Annotated in this window: 12 protein-coding genes and 1 pseudogene; 7 read left to right on the forward strand and 6 right to left on the reverse strand. The window is 71.1% G+C overall.

Features of this window, described 5'->3' with window-relative positions:
* Window positions 1-60: 60 nt before the first annotated feature.
* Together RV986_RS29190 and RV986_RS29195 are read left to right on the forward strand one after the other, a co-directional pair.
* Window positions 61-741 (forward strand): annotated as a pseudogene (locus tag RV986_RS29190) (transposase); the annotation flags it as partial.
* Between the two features lie 355 nt (window positions 742-1,096).
* The gene (locus RV986_RS29195) at window positions 1,097-1,480 is read left to right on the forward strand and encodes a cold-shock protein (RefSeq protein ID WP_475920230.1); all 384 of its coding nucleotides are present in this window, start codon (window positions 1,097-1,099) and stop codon (window positions 1,478-1,480) included.
* A 43-nt stretch (window positions 1,481-1,523) separates the two neighbouring features.
* On the opposite strand, the gene RV986_RS29200 is transcribed toward RV986_RS29195, so the two are convergent.
* The 4 genes from RV986_RS29200 to RV986_RS29215 are packed head-to-tail and all read right to left on the reverse strand — an operon-like array spanning window position 1,524 to window position 5,197.
* On the reverse strand, window positions 1,524-2,417 hold the full coding sequence (locus RV986_RS29200; protein ID WP_475924472.1) for a 1,4-dihydroxy-6-naphthoate synthase: 894 nt from the start codon (window positions 2,415-2,417) through the stop codon (window positions 1,524-1,526).
* Window positions 2,418-2,449: 32 nt separating this feature from the next.
* Window positions 2,450-3,178, reverse strand: coding sequence for a futalosine hydrolase (locus RV986_RS29205; RefSeq protein ID WP_475920231.1), 729 nt, complete (start codon window positions 3,176-3,178; stop codon window positions 2,450-2,452).
* 4 nt (window positions 3,179-3,182) lie between these two features.
* Complete coding sequence (locus RV986_RS29210) at window positions 3,183-3,668, reverse strand: DUF2771 domain-containing protein (RefSeq protein WP_475920232.1); 486 nt, start codon at window positions 3,666-3,668, stop codon at window positions 3,183-3,185.
* A gap of 59 nt (window positions 3,669-3,727) precedes the next feature.
* Complete coding sequence (locus tag RV986_RS29215; protein ID WP_475920233.1) at window positions 3,728-5,197, reverse strand: MFS transporter; 1,470 nt, start codon at window positions 5,195-5,197, stop codon at window positions 3,728-3,730.
* A gap of 559 nt (window positions 5,198-5,756) precedes the next feature.
* Between RV986_RS29215 and RV986_RS29220 the strand changes: the two genes are divergently transcribed.
* From RV986_RS29220 to RV986_RS29235, 4 genes are all read left to right on the forward strand, one after another.
* Complete coding sequence (locus RV986_RS29220) at window positions 5,757-6,683, forward strand: DUF3027 domain-containing protein (protein WP_475920234.1); 927 nt, start codon at window positions 5,757-5,759, stop codon at window positions 6,681-6,683.
* A gap of 833 nt (window positions 6,684-7,516) precedes the next feature.
* A complete protein-coding gene (locus RV986_RS29225) occupies window positions 7,517-10,753 on the forward strand; it encodes a sacsin N-terminal ATP-binding-like domain-containing protein (protein ID WP_475920235.1) in 3,237 nt (1,078 codons plus the stop codon).
* Window positions 10,754-10,986: 233 nt separating this feature from the next.
* Window positions 10,987-11,766: a calcium-binding protein gene (locus RV986_RS29230; protein WP_475920236.1), complete on the forward strand. Its 780-nt coding sequence runs from the start codon at window positions 10,987-10,989 to the stop codon at window positions 11,764-11,766.
* 158 nt (window positions 11,767-11,924) lie between these two features.
* Window positions 11,925-12,689, forward strand: coding sequence for a calcium-binding protein (locus RV986_RS29235; RefSeq protein WP_475920237.1), 765 nt, complete (start codon window positions 11,925-11,927; stop codon window positions 12,687-12,689).
* 61 nt (window positions 12,690-12,750) lie between these two features.
* Here the strand turns inward: RV986_RS29235 and RV986_RS29240 are convergent, their stop codons facing one another.
* Both RV986_RS29240 and RV986_RS29245 read right to left on the reverse strand, forming a co-directional pair.
* Entirely contained in the window at window positions 12,751-15,150 is a 2,400-nt protein-coding gene (locus RV986_RS29240) for a cation-translocating P-type ATPase (protein ID WP_475920238.1), read from the reverse strand.
* 133 nt (window positions 15,151-15,283) lie between these two features.
* Window positions 15,284-15,562 carry a DUF2530 domain-containing protein gene (locus RV986_RS29245; RefSeq protein ID WP_475920239.1) on the reverse strand — a complete coding sequence of 93 codons (279 nt, stop codon included), beginning with the start codon at window positions 15,560-15,562 and terminating at the stop codon, window positions 15,284-15,286.
* A gap of 282 nt (window positions 15,563-15,844) precedes the next feature.
* On the opposite strand from RV986_RS29245, the gene RV986_RS29250 reads away from it, so the two are divergent.
* Window positions 15,845-17,299 carry an NCS2 family permease gene (locus RV986_RS29250; RefSeq protein ID WP_475920240.1) on the forward strand — a complete coding sequence of 485 codons (1,455 nt, stop codon included), beginning with the start codon at window positions 15,845-15,847 and terminating at the stop codon, window positions 17,297-17,299.
* Window positions 17,300-17,306: the final 7 nt, after the last annotated feature.

Here is a 17,306-nt window from a genome sequence, read left to right on the forward strand (position 1 = left end):
ATTTCCAGCCGGGGACGGTGGGCCGGTCGGGGGCCTTGCGGTGCCGCAGCGGGGTGAGGCAGGGACGTGGCGGTGGTGGAGCGCAATGCCCGGCGCACGCTGGGCAAGCGGCCTTCGGGGCGACTTGCGCACCTGGTGGGTGAGCTGGCCGAGACCGCGGCGGGCACCCGCCGCCTGCTGGAGCAGACCGCTTTGCGGCTGGCGGGCATCCGCACCATCCCTGACCGGCTGGTCTCGTTGGCAGACCCCGACGCCCGGCCGATTCGCAAGGGCAAGCCCCAGCACCCCACCCAGTTTGGCTACACCGCGCTCGTGGCCGAGGACGAACGCGGCTTCATCGTCGACCACCAGGTCCAGCGCGGGAACCCGGCCGATGCGCCGCAACTGGTTCCTTCGGTGGAGCGCGCCGTGTCCCTGACCGGCCGCCCGCCCGGCACGGTCGTCGCCGACCGCGGCTTCGGCACCGCGGCCAACGATCTCGCCTTGGCTGAACTCGGTGTCCAGCGGATCGGCCTGCAACGCACCGGAAAACCTGGAAAGACACGGCGTGAGTACGAGCAGAGCCGCCCATTCCGGCGGATGGGCAACTGGAGAGTCGGCGTCGAGGCCCGCATCAGTCACCTCAAGCGCAGCTTCGGCTTCCGTCGCACCCGCCTGCGTCGCCTGGCCGGCGCCCAGACCTGGGCCGGACTGGGGATCTTCGCCTACAACCTCCACCGAATGACCGTTCTCACCCGGTGAGGCACGGACCATCGACAAGCTGACAACACCGCCACCCCACAGCAGGGCCATCACCGCCCGAACCTTTTTCAGGGGCAAGTAGCTAGGCCGAGCCTGGGGCAGCCCACTTTCAGTCGCCGTGCTCGACATCGCCCGCCTTTACGTACAAGATCCAAGATGGCAGGACCCGTAACCTGTCCGTGGGTGCCACCTCGCAGGCCCTCCAGGCGTACGTGGGCTGACAGTCCCTCAGGGCACTCGGAGCCCTTGCCTTCACTGGCAGGGGCTCTCTCTGTTTTCTCAGGTGAGCCACGGGGAAAGCCCCGGTAGGCTGGTCCGGATCGGTGGCTTTGGGTAGGGGAAGTGGGTGTGTGCTTTGCCGACAGGCAAGGTCAAATGGTTCAACAGCGAGAAGGGCTTCGGCTTTCTCTCCCGCGACGACGGCGGCGACGTCTTCGTCCATTCCTCGGTCCTGCCCGCCGGAGTAGAGGTTCTCAAGCCCGGTCAGCGCGTGGAGTTCGGTGTCGTCGCCGGTCAACGCGGCGACCAGGCCCTTTCGGTGACCATCCTGGACCCGACTCCCTCCGTCGCCGCCGCCCAGCGTCGCAAGCCGGACGAACTGGCCTCCATCGTCCAGGACCTGACGACGGTTCTGGAGAACATCACGCCGATGCTGGAGAAGGGCCGCTACCCCGACAAGGCCTCCGGCAAGAAGATCGCGGGCCTGCTGCGCGCGGTCGCCGACCAACTCGACGTGTAGCCCGCGTCCCCGACCCCCGCCACGGCCGGCATCTCCACCACCGCTACGGGAACTTCAGCGCATCCGGGCCGAGGGGCGGCACCAGCCCCTCGGCCGCCGCGCGGGTGAGCAGGCCCCGGATCGCCGCGTATCCCTCGTCGCCGAGGTCGGCCGTGAACTCGTTGACGTACAGGCCGATGTGCTGGTCGGCGACGGCGGGGTCCATTTCCTGGGCGTGTTCGAGGACGTAGGGGCGAGAGGTCTCCGGGTCGTCCCAGGCGGCGCGGACCGAGGCGCGCGTCGCCTCGGCGAGGTCCGTCAGACGCTGAGCGCCCAGCGAGCGCTTGGCGATGATCGCGCCGAGCGGGATGGGCAGTCCGGTGGTCCGCTCCCAGTGCTCGCCCATGTCGGCGAGCTTGTGCAGCCCGTAGTTCTGGTAGGTGAAACGGGCCTCGTGGATGACGAGTCCGGCGTCCACCTTCCCGTCCCGCACGGCCGGCATGATCTCGTGGAACGGCATCACCACGATCTCGCCGACCCCGCCCGCGAGGGTGTCCGCGGCCCAGAGCCGGAAGAGCAGATACGCCGTCGAGCGCTCGCTCGGCACGGCCACGGTACGGCCGGTCAGATCGGCGTCCGGCTCCCGGGTGAGCACCAGGGGCCCGCAGCCCCGCCCCAGCGCGCCGCCGCACGGCAGCAGTGCGTACTCGCCGAGAACGTACGGCAGCACGGCGTACGACACCTTCAGCACGTCGAACTCGCCGCGCTCGGCCATGCCGTTGGTGATGTCGATGTCCGCGAAGGTCACGTCGAGCGCGGGCGCGCCCGGGACGCGGTCGTGGGCCCAGGCGTCGAAGACGAAGGTGTCGTTCGGACAGGGCGAGTAGGCGATCTGAAGCTTCTGCGTCTGCGTCTGCGTCTGCGTCTGCTCAGGATTCGTCTTGCTCGTCTGGTTCATCTTGCTCGTCTGGTTCATCTGGTTCATCTGGTTCATACGGGTTTCCAACTCTCCAGGACGGGCGCGAGCTTCCCGAACGCCTCGGTGAGGGCCGCGAGGGCGTCGCCGATGCGCCAGGCGGCGCGGTCGCGCGGGCCCACGGGGTTGGAGATCGCACGCAGCTCCAGTGCGGGCACACCGTGCGCGGCGGCCGCCTCGGCCACGCCGAAGCCCTCCATGGCCTCGGCGAGGGCACGGGGGTGCCGGGCCCGCAGCTCGGTGGCACGCTCGGCGCTGCCGGTCACGGTCGACACGGTCAGTACGGTCCCGGCGCGACCACCCGTGGCCGCCACGGCCTCTCGTACGAGTGTTTCCGGTGGACGGTGGCTGACGGTCCCGAACCCGAGCCCGGTGACGGGTACGAACCCGTCCGCGGTCTCGGCGCCCAGATCCGCCACGACGATCTCGTCGGCGACGACGAGGGAGCCCACGGGGGCCTCCGGCTGAAAACCGCCCCCGATGCCCACGGAGAGGACGAGGTCGTAGGCCGCGCCGTCCAGGGCCCCCGCGGTGAGCGCCCCGGCGACGGAGGCGGCGGCCGAAGCGGGCCCCACCCCGGCGGCCAGCAGATCCAGGGTCCCCCGGGCCGGGGAGAGCCGTTCCAGGGTCACGCCGGGAAGCCGCACGGACTCGGCGGCCGCGGCGAACGCCTCGGCCACCGCGTCCCGTTCAGCCGGAACCGCGGTGGCCACCAGCACCCTCGGCCCAGCGGCGGAGATCAAGCGATCAGGCGTCCTTCTTGAGCTTGAAGGACCACAGCCCGGTCACCGGGGTGTCGCCCTCCCTGATGGAGACGAGCGTGGAGTTGCCGCTGGCGCCGTACTGCGCGTTGAAGAACACGCTCCCCGGAATCGTCCGGTAGGTCTTCTTGCTGGACTCGGTCAGCGGCTGACCGTTCATCAGGATCGTCCAGCCCTTGTCCGCGATCTTCGGGTCCACGCCGAACCGTACGGTGTCGTCGGGGTCGACCTTGATGGACTTGATGCCCGAGTCCTTGAGGCACTTGGCCAGGTCCGCGGTCTTCACCTCCTTGCCGTCGTTGTAGCAGTCGGTCTCGGAGCTCACGGACTTGTCGCCGACCGTGATGGTGGCCAGCGGCGTCGGCTTGTCACAGGCTGACAGGACGAGAAGTCCGGCGGAAACGGCGCCGAGAGCGGCAACGGCGCGGCGGCGATGTCCATGGGCGGCTCTGCCGCGGGGCAGGGAGGTCATGGCCGAAGGCTATCGGGCACGCCCACCCCTCTCCCCACGTGGGGTACGGCGTGCCGCGGTCAGGCCACGCGCGGGCGCGCCGGGCCCCCGTGCCGCGCGGCGCTCAGCAGTCCCCGCGCGGTGGTGAGCCAGCCGACGGCGACGATCGCGGCGGCCACGGAGAGCCCGAGCGTCCCGTTGAGGGGCAGGGCGATGCCGATCGCGCCGCCCACCACCCAGGCCACCTGCAGCACCGTCTCGGAGCGCGCGAACGCCGACGTACGCACGGACTCCGGCACGTCCCGCTGGATCAGCGCGTCCAGGGACAGTTTGGAGAGGGCCTGGGAGAACCCGGCCATCGCCGCCAGACAGGCCACGAGGAAGGCCCCGAAGAAGAGGGCGGCGGTGATCGCGGCCCCCAGCACACACGCGACGACCGTCACGATGATGATCTCCGGAGCACGTGATTTCAGCCAGGCCCCGACCGCCGTGCCGAGCGCGTTGCCCGCGCCCGCCGAGACGCCCACGATCCCGAGCGAGACGGCCGCGCTCGTGCCGGTGAGCGGGTGCTCGCGCAGCAGGAAGGCGAGGAAGAAGGTCAGGAAGCCGGAGAGGCCGCGCAGGGCGGCGTTGGCGCCGAGGGCGTGGGTGACGGCCGTGCCGACGGTACGCAGCCCGGGCCGCCGCTCCGGCTTCGTCTTCGGCGGGTCCGTCACGCCTTTCCGGTTCTTCAGGCCCTTCAGATGCGGCCCGTGCAGATGCTCCTCGTCGGCGGCGAGCAGCGCCCTGTCCTCGCCCTTGGCCGAGTCGACCTTGGGGGGCAGGGTGAACGACAGGAACGCACCCGCGATGAAGATCACGAAGGCGCCGTAGAGCGGGTAGCGCGGGCCGAGGGCCTGCAGGCCCGCCCCGATCGGCGCGGCGACGCCGGTGGCGAGGAGTCCGCCGAGGGTGACCCGCGAATTGGCCTTCACGAGCGAGAACCGGGGTGGCAGCAGCCGTGGCACGACCGCGCTTCTCACCACCCCGTACGCCTTGGACGCGACGAGCACCCCCAGCGCGGCGGGGTACAGCTCGATGCCGCCGGTCACGACCGCGCTCGACAGCAGCAGCGCGAGCCCCGCGCGGGCGAGCATCGAGGCCGCCATCGCGGCCCGGCGGCCGTGCGGGAGGCGGTCCAGGAGCGGACCGATCACCGGGGCGAGGAGGGTGAAGGGCGCCATGGTGATGGCGAGATAGAGGGCGACGCGACCTCGGGCCTCGTCGGTCGGGACGGAGAAGAAGACGGTGGAGGCGAGCGCGATGGTGATCATGACATCGCCGGCGCCGTTCACGGCGTGCAGCTCGATTAGCTTGCCGAGCCCCGACTCACCCGCCCCATGGGCGTGCGTCGCCTTGCGGATTCCGCGTGCCGTTCCGGTCACCGGGAAGTGCAGGGCACGGCCGACCGCGCGGACGGAACCGCTCATCCGGCTCGATCCGCCACTTCGGATGCTCCCCTTGGCGCCACCGATTCCGGCGGCTCCTTGGGACGACCTTGCGGCTGCCACTCCGCCATAGTGCCCCGAGAAGTGCCTACGTAGTGCGGTTACCGCGCGTATACCGCGTGTACTGCGGCCGAGCGGGGGCGGGTGGGGGGCGCGCGAGCCGAGCGGGGAACGAACGGGGAGCGAACGGGAACTGAGCCGGGATTGAGCCGGGATTGAGCCGGGACCGAGCCGGGATTGAGTCGGCATCGAGACGGGTGGGAGCGGCGGCGGGGAGTGTTTTCCGGCCGACCGGGACAGTTGTACGGGGTTCTTTTCGATCCGTACGACAGGGCTCCAGGGTGGGAAAACACCGTCGCGGAGCCTCTCGGAAACCCGGCGCAGCGTGCGGAAGCGCCCCGCCGGTGTGGGCCCAGGGCTCAGGAGAAGGTAGCGTGCGTAGCGCGCCTGCGGCGGTTGTTCTCGGCCGCGCGCCTCTCGGTCATCCCGCAGAATGGATGACGTAGGTGCGCCCGAGCGCGATTGGGCGTGGACGTCGACGCGGCCCACCGGTCCGCTCCGTCCGCACCCCCCGCCGAGGAATGGCGCACCCGTGAGACGGCGTAGGAGAGAAGCGATACCTGTGAGCGCAGCGACAACGCGAAGCCGCACCCCCGACCGCCTGTGCGCCGAGGCCGTCGACCTCGCCCGCGCCGCCGCCGAGGAGGCCGCCGCCCCCGGCGTCGTCGGTGCGCACGTGGAAGTGGTCTCCGAGGGGGATCGCGTTGTCACGCACTTCTTCGAGTGCAAGGAATTCGGGTACCGGGGCTGGCGCTGGGCGGTGACGGTCGCCCGCGCCTCCCGCGCGAAGGTCGTCACCCTCGACGAGACGGTGCTGCTGCCCGGGCCCGACGCGCTGCTCGCGCCCGAGTGGGTGCCGTGGAGCGAGCGGCTGCGGCCCGGGGACATGGGTCCGGGCGACCTGCTGCCCACGGACGCCGAGGATCTGCGCCTTGAGCCCGGTTTCTCCGGCGAGGACGAGCCCGCGCCGAACTCCGCGGTCTCCCAGGACATGGCGGAACTGGTCGAGGCGGAGGACGCCGAGGTTACGGCGGGTAGCCCCGCGCATCTGCCGGTCGCCCCGCGCCGTGGCTCGATCGCGGCCGTCGCGGAGGAGCTCGGGCTGCGCCGTGCCCGTGTGCTGTCCCGCTACGGGCTGCACATCGCGGCCGATCGCTGGGAGGAGTCGTACGGGCCCAAGACGGCGATGGCGCAGGCCGCGCCCGCGTCCTGTGTCAGCTGCGGCTTCCTGAACCCCATCGGGGGTTCGCTCGGACAGGCGTTCGGTGTCTGTGCGAACGAGTTCTCCCCGGCGGACGGTCGGGTCGTCTCCCTTTCGTACGGCTGTGGCGGCCACTCCGAGGCCGCGGTCATGCCCAAACCTCTTCGCCCGGCGCCGCCGGTCATCGACGAAACCCGCGTCGACCCCTTCCCCCTCCGCCCTTCCCCCGACTCCGGTTCGGTCTCCGTCACCCCCGACGAATCCTCGGCCGAACTGGGCCACTCGTAGCCGTTTTCCTCGCCCCCGCCGCCCCTACCCGTCCCATCCCCTCCCTGGGAGCTCCGCCCCCAGCCCCCCGACCGGCCTGAACGGCCTCGTCCTCAAACGCCGGACGGGCTGAAGAACCGCGGCCCGGGGTGGGCGGGGTTTTCGGGGCGTAGCCCCGCCTTGAGGGGCGCGGGGAACTGCGCGATCAGCCCCCGCCGGCCTGCGGTCAAACGATCTGGGGTGGGCGGGTTTTTTCGGGGCGTAGCCCCGCCTTGAGGGGCGCGGGGAACTGCGCGGCCAGCCCCCACTGGCCTGCGGTCAAACGATTCCGGGGTGGGCGGGTTTTTTCGGGGCGTAGCCCCGCTTTCAGGGGCGCGGGGAACTGCGCGGCCAGCCCCCACCGGCCTGCGGTCAAACGATCCGGGGTGGGCGGGGATTACGGGGCGTAGCCCCGCCTTGAGGGGCGCGGGGAACTGCGCGAGCGGCCCCCACTGGCCCGCGGCCAAAGGATCCCGGGCGGGCGGGTTTTTTCGGGGCGTAGCCCCGCCTTGAGGGGCGCGGGGAACTGCGCGACCGGCCCCCGCCGGCCTGCGGTCAAACGATCTGGGGTGGGCGGGTTTTTTCGGGGCGTAGCCCCGCTTTCAGGGGCGCGGGGAACTGCGCGATCAGCCCCCGCCGGCCCGCGGGCGGACAATCCCGGGTGGGCGGGGCGGGGCGTGGTCCCGGGGCTGGGCGCGGTCAAAGAAGGACCATGGGACGGGCGACCGGGCCGGAGGCCACCCGGCGCGCGGTACCTTCATGCCGCGGCCGAGCCCAGCGCTCGCGATCGCGCGAAGCGAGAGGGAGAGTGAACCGTGAGCAAGTTCGTGCGGCCGGCACCCGAGGGCGCGGACCCGTTCGGCACGGCGCGCCTGCGCCGCGGCGTACTGGACGCCTGGGCCACCAGCCCGGCCCGGTTCCGCGAGGACGCCAACGCCGAGGAGGACCTCGTCCTCGGCGGCTACCGTGACCGGCTCGTCGTCGAGCTCGCCCAGAACGCCGCCGACGCCGCCGCCCGCGCCGGCGTCCCCGGCCGCCTCCGCCTCACCCTGCGCGACGGAGTCCTCGTCGCGGCCAACACCGGCGCCCCCCTCGACGCGACGGGCGTCGAATCGCTCTCCACGCTCCGCGCCTCCGCGAAGCGCGACGCGCACGACACCGCCGTCGGCCGCTTCGGCGTCGGCTTCGCGGCCGTCCTCGCCGTGACCGACGAGCCCGCCGTCGTCGGCCGGCACGGCGGCGTGCGCTGGTCCCTCGCCGAGGCCCGTGAGCTGGCGTCCGACACCGCCCGCCACAGCCCGGGCCTGGGCGACGAGATCCGCCGCCGCGACGGCCATGTGCCGCTGCTCCGGCTGCCGTTCGCGGCCGAGGGCACGGCCCCGGACCCGTACGACACCGTGGTGATCCTGCCGCTGCGGGACACCGCCGCCGAGGATCTCGCCGAGCGCCTTCTGCGGAACATCGACGACGCCCTGCTGCTCGCCCTCCCGGGCCTGGAGGAGGTGGTCGTCGAGGTCGGGGACGGCGACGGGGACGTACGCACGCTGCGGCGCCGCACCGACGAGCACGGCGTCACCGTCGAGGACTCCCGCAACGGCACCACCCCCTACCGCACCGTCTCCCACCACGGCCCCCTCGACCCCGCCCTGCTCGCCGACCGCCCGGTCGAGGAGCGGCTGCGCCCGCACTGGTCGGTCACCTGGGCCGTCCCGGTGGACGTCGAGGGCGTGCCCGCCCACCCCCGTACCAGCCCCGTCGTGCACGCGCCCACGCCCAGCGACGAACCCCTCGGCGTGCCGGCCCTCCTCATCGCCTCCCTCCCGCTCGACACGACCCGGCGGCACGCCGCGCCCGGCCCCCTCACCGACTTCCTCGTGGAGCGGGCGGCGGACGCGTACGCCGAGCTGCTCGCCGCCTGGCGCCCGGTGGGCACCGGGATCATCGACCTCGTGCCCGGCCCGCTCGGCAAGGGCGAGCTGGACGGCGCCCTGCGCCAGGCGATCCTGGAGCGGCTGCCGCGCACCGCGTTCCTGCCGCCCGCGGCCCCGCGGGACAAGGGCCAGGACCAGGACCAGGACACCCCCGCCGACTGGCGCGAACCCGATGACGAGACCGGGACCGGGACCGGAATCGGGGCAGGGGCAGACATCGGTGTCGGCATCACGGACAACCCGGCCGCCCTGCGTCCCCGCGACGCCGAGGTCGTCGAGGGCGCCGGCGCCGAGACCGTCCGCGTGCTCGCCGAGGTGCTGCCCAGCCTGCTGCCCGCCGGGCTCGAACGCCGGGTGGAACTGCGGACGTTGGGCGTCGCCCGCGTCCCGCTCACCGAGGCCGTGGACCGGCTGGCCGGGCTGGAGAAGGACCCCGACTGGTGGTGGCGGCTGTACGACAGCCTGGGCGGCGTCGACCCGGACCGGCTCTCCGGACTCCCCGTGCCGCTCGCCGACGGCCGTACGACCATCGGCCCCCGCCAGGTTCTGCTGCCCGACCCCGATCCCGACGGCGCGCAGAACGCCGCCCCCGACACCCTGGCCCGGCTCGGCCTCAAGGTCGCCCATCCGGACGCCGCCCACCCCCTCCTGGAGAAGCTGGGCGCCCTCCCGGCCACCCCCCGGGCGGTCCTGACCACCCCGCAGGTGCGGGCCGCCGTCGCCGCCTCGCTCGACGACGAGGGAGGCGGCTGGGACCAGGAGGCCCCGGACGCCGAGGAGCTCGCGGACCTGGTCCTCGCCCTCGTCCGCGACGCCGGTCTGGAACCCGGCGACGAACCCTGGCTCGGCGCCCTCGCCCTCCCCGACGAGGAGGGGGAGCCGTCGCCCGCGGGCGAACTCGTGCTGCCCGGCAGTCCCTTCGCCCAGGTCATGCGCGAGGACGAACTCGCCTTCATCGACGCCGAGTTGGCCGAGCGCTGGGGCGAACAGCCGCTGGCCGCCTGCGGGGTGCTGGCCAACTTCACCCTCGTACGCGCCACCGACGTCGTCCTCGACCCGGACGAACTGGAGCCCCGCGACTCCGACTTCGCCGAACCCGACGACGCGGGCCTGCTGGACGCCGTCGACGTGTGGTGCGAGGACGTGCTGGACCGGCTGCCCGACGTGCCGGTGCCGCCGGTCGCGACGGAGATCGTCGCGGTACGGGACCTGGACCTGGTCGACGACGACCGCTGGCCGCAGGCGCTCAGACTGCTGTCCCGGCCGCCGCTGCGGGACGCGCTGACCCAGCCGGTGCGCGTCCTCCTGCCGGACGGCACGCACGAGATCGTCCGGCCGTACTCGGCGTGGTGGCTGCGTGGTCATCCCGTCCTCGACGGCCGCCGCCCGGCCGGTCTGCGGGCGGCGGGCGGCGATCCCCTTCTGCACGGCCTGTACGACGCCGCCGACGCCACCGGCTTCGACGACGAGCAGGTGCTGCGGGCCCTGGGAGTACGCACGTCCGTGGCCGCCCTCCTGGACGAGCCCGGCGGCGCCGCCGAACTCCTCGACCGGCTCGCCGACCCCGACCGCGAGGTCTCCGGTACCCAACTGCACGCCCTCTACGGCGCCCTGGCCGACCTCGAACCCGAGCAGGTGACCCTGCCCGACGAGCTGCGGGCCGTGGTGGACGGCGAGGTGAGGGTCGTGGACGCCGCCGAGGCGGTGGTCGTCGACTCGCCCGACCTGCTGCCCTTCACCGACGGGATGCCCCTGCTCCCCGTACGGCCGTCCCGCGCCGCCGACCTCGCCGAACTGTTCCAGGTGCGGCGGCTCAGCGAGTCGGTGACCGGCGAGGTGACCTCGGAGGGCACCGAGCACGACGTACCGGAGTCGGTACGGGTCCTGCTGGGCCCCTCGACCCCCACCTCGTACGTCGAGCACGAGGAACTCGTCGTCGACGGCACCGAACTGGACTGGCGCCGGACGCGGGACGGGGTGCTGCACGCCGCCACGGTGGAGGGCGTCGCGGCCGGCCTCGCCTGGGCGGCCGGTCAGTGGCCCCGCCGCTTCGAGGTGGCCGCGCTGCTGGAGGACCCGTCCCGGACCGAGGAGTTGGCGCGCGACCGCTGGTTCGACTGAGGCCGGGGCCGTGCCCCGGGGTCGCGCACGGTGAAGGTGTGCGACCCCTTGGGCGGGGCTGTGGTGTGATCTTGGCCATAGGTGCAAAAAGGGTTCCTCACCCGTACAACCATTCGCTTCTGTCGCGGATCTGAGCACGCGAGTCAACAGACTTCACGATCATTCGGGCCCCGTACGTGACCGCGAGCCGCGGAACGAGGAGCGTCGGGACCCCTTCTCAATCTGGGGAACACATGCGCATGCGTGCCACCCTCGGCGTTGTCACCGGCGCCCTGGCCCTCTCCGCTCTCGCCGTGCCTGCCGCGCAGGCCGACGTGGTCCGCGGGGACACCACGATCTCGAACGTCGTGGTGAACGGTGGCAAGTCGGTCGTCGTCGGCGCGACCGCGAAGAAGACCATCACCGTCAGCTTCACCGTCAAGGACGCCTCGGGCGTCAACTGGGCGCAGGCGATCCTGTACCACGGCGCGAACATCGACGCGTCCGACAGCGGTGCCGTCGCCAACAGCAGCGACGGCCGTGCCACCTGCACCAAGGTCAACGCCACGACGTCGACCTGCAAGTCGACCTTCGACATGAAGCCGGCCTACAACCTGGTCAACTCGGTGGCCGGCGGCTGGAAGGTCTGGGCGATCGCCACGGGCAAGGACGCCGACTACGTCCGCAAGGACAACGCCAAGGGCTTCCAGGTGCAGCGGCTGTCGAAGCTGACGGTCAACGCCACTCCGGAGCCGGTGAAGAAGGGCAAGACCATCACGGTGACGGGCGCCCTGACCCGTGCCAACTGGGATGCCGGCAAGTACTCCGGTTATGGCGCTCAGTCGGTGAAGCTGCAGTTCAAGAAGAAGGGCGCGACCACCTACAGCACGGTCAAGACGATCAGGACGTCCGCCAGTGGTGCGCTGAAGACGACGGTCAAGGCGTCCGTGGACGGTACCTACCGCTACTCCTACGCGGGCAGCCCGACCACCCCGGCCGTCAACGCCGTCGGTGACGCCATCGACGTGAGGTGAGCAGCGGTACCGGCAAGCAGTAGCGGTACCGGCAGCACCAAGCAGTATCGACAGCAGCACCAGCAGCACCAGCAGCACCAGCAGTCCATGCAATTCCCGTGCCCCAGCCAAGGGCACGGGTTCCGCATATGTGGCACGTCATCCCATGGGGGGAATCCATGCGCAAGCGCACCACCACCGTCGCCCTGCTCGCGTCCTTCGCCGCGGCCGGAGCCGTCCTGGCTCCCGCGGCCTTCGCGGACGGCAGCCAGGGCGACACGAAGATCACCAAGGTCGTCGTGAACGGCGGCAAGAACGTGGTCATCGGCGCGACGACCGTCACCAAGTTCACGGTCGCCGTCACCGCGACCGACAACAAGGGCATCGACGGCGCCGACCTCACCCTGTACGGCCCGAACTACGGCATGCTCACCACGGCCTCGGTGAAGTGCGTCGCCGCCAACGCCACGACCTCCACCTGCTCCAGCACCTTCACCGTCGACCCGCGGGTGTACGACGTCGCCAACGACGAGGCGGGCACCTGGTACGTCGACGCGTGGGTGGACGCCAAGGGCGACGACTCCGACTTCATCTGGAAGGAGAAGGCGGGCAGCTTCAAGGTGCAGCGGCTGTCGAAGCTGACGGTCAACGCCACTCCGGAGCCGGTGAAGAAGGGCAAGACCATCACGGTGACGGGCGCCCTGACCCGTGCCAACTGGGATGCCGGCAAGTACTCCGGTTATGGCGCTCAGTCGGTGAAGCTGCAGTTCAAGAAGAAGGGCGCGACCACCTACAGCACGGTCAAGACGATCAGGACGACCGCCAGTGGTGCGCTGAAGACGACGGTCAAGGCGTCCGTGGACGGCACCTACCGCTACTCCTACGCGGGCAGCCCGACCACCCCGGCCGTCAACGCCGTGGGTGACGCCATCGACGTGCGCTGACACACGTCGACCTGCGCTGACGGGTCCCGCGCGCCGGCGTGCGCGGGACCCGTCGACGGATTCACGCGGGAACGCGGCGGTCGACCCACCTCCACAGGAACTCCAGGGCGACCGCCGCCACCACCGAGATGCCCACCGCGATCCACGGCATCTCCACGCCCACCAGCTTCAGGGCGAAGAAGTGCTGGAGCCACGGCACGACCAGCACCACCAGGAACGCCAGGCCCATCGAGGCGACCAGAGCGACACGCCACCAGGTGTACGGCCGGGCGACGATCGCCAGCACCCACATCGAGATCAGGAACAGCGTCAGCGTCGCGGCGCTCGTCTCCGCGTCCAACTGGCCGGGCCCGGAGTAGTGGTGACGGGCCACCAGATAGGTGACGAAGGTGGCGACGCCCGCGACGACGCCCCCGGGGATCGAGTACCACATGACCCGCCGTACGAAATGCGGTCTCGCCCGCTCCGTGTTGGGGGCGAGCGCGAGGAAGAACGCGGGGACACCGATGGTCAGGGTGGACAGCAGGGTGAGGTGCCGGGGCAGGAAGGGGTACTCGACCCGCCAGCACACCACCAGCACCGCCAGCAGCACCGAATAGACCGTCTTCACCAGGAACAGCGTCGCGACCCGGGTGATGTTGCCGATGACCCGACGGCCCTCCGCGACCACCGAGGGCAGCGTCGAGAAGCTGTTGTTGAGCAGGACGATCTGGGCCACCGCCCGGGTCGCCTCGGAGCCCGAACCCATGGACACGCCGATGTCGGCGTCCTTCAGCGCCAGCACGTCGTTCACACCGTCGCCCGTCATCGCCACCGTGTGGCCGCGCGACTGCAGCGCGCCGACCATGTCCCGCTTCTGCTGTGGGGTGACCCGCCCGAACACCGTGCCCTTGTCCAGCGACTTCGCCATCTCCTCCTTCTCGTCGGGGAGGTGGCGCGCGTCCACGACCGCGCCGCTCAGGCCCAGCTTTCCGGCCACCGCGCCGACCGAGACCGCGTTGTCGCCGGAGATGACCTTCGCCTTGACGTCCTGCTCGGCGAAGTAGCGCAGGGTGTCCGCCGCGTCCGGGCGCAGCCGCTGCTCCAGGACCACCAGGGCGGTGGGGCGGGCGCCCTTCTTCACCTCGGCGTCGTCGAGATCCTTGGTGGCCTTGGCGAGCAGCAGCACCCGCAGCCCGTCCTCGTTCAGCCGCTCGGTCTCGGCGAGCGCCGGGTCCCCGGCGGGCAGCAGTACGTCGGGGGCGCCCAGCAGCCATGTACTGGACTCGCCGTTGCCCTCGCTGAAGGAGGCCCCGCTGTACTTGCGGGCGGAGGAGAACGGGAGCGACTCGACGCAGCGCCACTCCTCGCTGTCCGGGTAGGCGCCGATGATCGCCTGGAGGGAGGCGTTCGGCCGCGGGTCCGACTCGCCGAGCGCCCCGAGGACCTTTCGTACGTACGACTCGTCGGCGCCCTGGAGCGGGCGCAGCTCGGTGACGTCCATGCCGCCCTCGGTGAGGGTGCCCGTCTTGTCGAGGCAGACGGTGTCGATGCGGGCGAGGCCCTCGATGGCGGGAAGTTCCTGCACGAGGCACTGTTTCCGGCCAAGTCGGATGACGCCGATCGCGAAGGCCACGGAGGTGAGGAGGACCAGGCCCTCGGGGACCATCGGCACGATCCCGCCGACCGTCCGCGCGATGGAGTCCTTGAAACCGTGCTCCTTGACCACGAGCTGGCTGATGACCAGGCCGATCGCGGTCGGAACCATCATCCACGTCACGTACTTGAGGATCGTGGAGATACCGGTGCGCAGCTCGGAGTGGACCAGCGTGAACCGGGACGCCTCCTCGGCGAGCTGCGCCGCGTACGCCTCCCGCCCCACCTTCGTCGCCGTGAACGCGCCGCCGCCCGCGACCACGAAGCTGCCCGACATCACCTCGTCGCCCGGGTGCTTGACCACCGGGTCGGCCTCACCGGTGAGCAGCGACTCGTCGATCTCCAGCCCGTCGGCCTCCACGCACGTGCCATCGACGACGATCTTGTCCCCGGGCCCGATCTCCATCAGGTCCCCGAGCACGATCTGCGAGGTACTGACCTCACCGGCGGTGCCGTCCCTGCGTACCGTCGGTTTCGCCTCGCCGATGACCGCGAGCGAGTCCAGGGTCTTCTTGGCCCGCCACTCCTGGATGATGCCGATCCCGGTGTTGGCGATGATCACGTACCCGAACAGGCTGTCCTGGAACGGCGCCACGAACAGCATGATCAGCCAGAGCACGCCGATGATCGCGTTGAACCGGGTGAAGACGTTGGCGCGGACGATCTCGCCCAGGGAGCGGCTGCTGCGCACGGGGACGTCGTTCACCTCGCCGCGCGCGACCCGTTCGGCCACTTCGGCGGCGGACAGCCCCTGCGCCCGTTTGGGGGCGGGTATGGGCACGGGGTGAACAGGGTCGAGTTCGGCGCCCGCGTCGATGTGCGTCATGCATTCGACGGTACGTGCGGATATAAGGCTTCACCTGCCGAGTGCCCCAAAGATCCGACCAGGGGAGGACGGGAGCGGCGGTGAGTGATGCTCTGGGTGTAGGGGAAGCTGGTTGCTCCGCAGCAGCGGACGGTTACTCCGCGGGGGCGGACGTCGGCTGTTCCGCCTCGGCGGCGGCGCGTTTGAGGGCGGCGTCGCGCCCCCGGACGTACCAGATGCCGATCAGGCCGAGACCCGCGCCGGCCAGGCAGGTCCACAGCCACCACAGGTGTCCGTGGTCGTCGAACCAGCCGTAGAACGGCAGCTGCGCCAGGAAGAGGACGAACCAGAGGATCGTGCCGCCCGTGATGGTGGCGACGACGGGCCCCTCCAGGGGCTCCGGCGCCTCGTGCTTGGGGGTCCACTTCGCCATGGGCACAGCTTACGAGGCCGTGGATCGGATGCCACCCGACCCCGTGGGTGGCCTTGTGCACCAACGGTCTACGCGCGGAGATAGCGATTTCGGACTCATATGTTCATACTGAAACGGTCTGAGTCTGGCTCTTTCTGTTCGTAGGAAACACCAACAGAGACGTCTGAGAAGCCTGCTGGTGATCGCGTGACAGCCGGACTCGATCAAGCTCCCCGGCCCGGCGCCAGTCCCCGCCCGGCGCCAGTACCGGCCCCCCAAGGCCCCGCACGTATGAGGTCACCCATGTCCACCTCGGCCACCACCAAGGCCCCCGCCGCCCCGGAGCAGCCGGGGCCCGGCCCCGCCCGGGGCGCGCTGGACCGCCATTTCAAGATCTCCGAGCGCGGCAGCACGCTGTCGCGCGAGATCCGCGGCGGTTTCGCCACCTTCTTCGCGATGGCCTACATCATCGTGCTGAACCCGATCATCCTGGGCAGCGCGAAGGACATGTACGGGCACCACCTGGACAACGGGCAGCTGGTCACCGCGACCGCCCTGACCGCGGCCTTCACCACGCTCCTCATGGGTGTCATCGGCAATGTGCCGATCGCGCTGGCCGCGGGCCTCGGCGTGAACACCGTCGTCGCACTCCAGCTCGCCCCGCGGATGTCCTGGCCGGACGCCATGGGCATGGTGGTGCTGGCCGGCCTCGTCGTGATGCTGCTGGTCGCCACCGGTCTGCGTGAGCGCGTCATGAACGCCGTGCCGCTGGGGCTCCGCAAGGGCATCTCGATCGGTATCGGCCTGTTCATCATGCTGATCGGCCTGGTCGACTCGGGCTTCGTCTCGCGCATCCCGGACATCGCCCAGACCACGGTCCCGCTCCAGCTCGGCGCCGACGGCCACCTCAACGGCTGGCCCGTCCTGGTCTTCGTCCTCGGCACCCTGCTCACGCTCGCGCTGATCATGCGCAAGGTGCCGGGCGCCATCCTGATCTCGATCGTCGCGATGACGGTTCTCGCGCTGATCGTCAACGCCGTCGCCAAGATCCCGTCCTGGGGCCTGACCACCCCGAAGTGGCCCGGCAACCCGGTCGCCACCCCCGACTTCGGGCTCGTCGGCAAGTTCAGCCTCTTCGGGGGCTTCGACAAGGTCGGCGTACTGACCGGCATCCTCTTCGTCTTCACCGTGCTGCTGTCGTGCTTCTTCGACGCGATGGGCACGATCATGGGCATCGGCGACGAGGCCAAGCTGACCGACGCACGGGGCAACATGCCCGGCATCAACAAGGTCCTCTTCGTCGACGGCATCGCGGTCGCCGCGGGCGGTGCCTCCTCCTCCTCGGCCACCACCTGCTTCGTGGAGTCCACGGCGGGCGTCGGCGAGGGCGCGCGCACCGGCTTCGCGAACGTCGTCACCGGCGCGCTCTTCGCGGTGGCCCTGTTCCTGACCCCCGTCGCCACGATGGTCCCGTCCCAGGCCGCCACCCCCGCGCTGCTCGCGGTCGGCTTCCTGATCCTGTCCGGCTCGGTCAAGGAGATCGACTGGGCCGACCACACCATCGCGATGCCCGCCTTCGTGACCATGGTGATGATGCCGTTCACCTACTCGATCACGAACGGCATCGGCATGGGCTTCATCACCTTCGTGGTGCTGCGGCTGGCCGCGGGCCGTGGCCGCGAGATCCCGGTCGCGATGTACGTCGTCTCGGCGGTGTTCGCGTTCTACTACCTGATGCCGGCCCTGGGCCTCACGTGAGCGGCCC

The organism is Streptomyces sp. RLA012 (assembly GCF_056270325.1).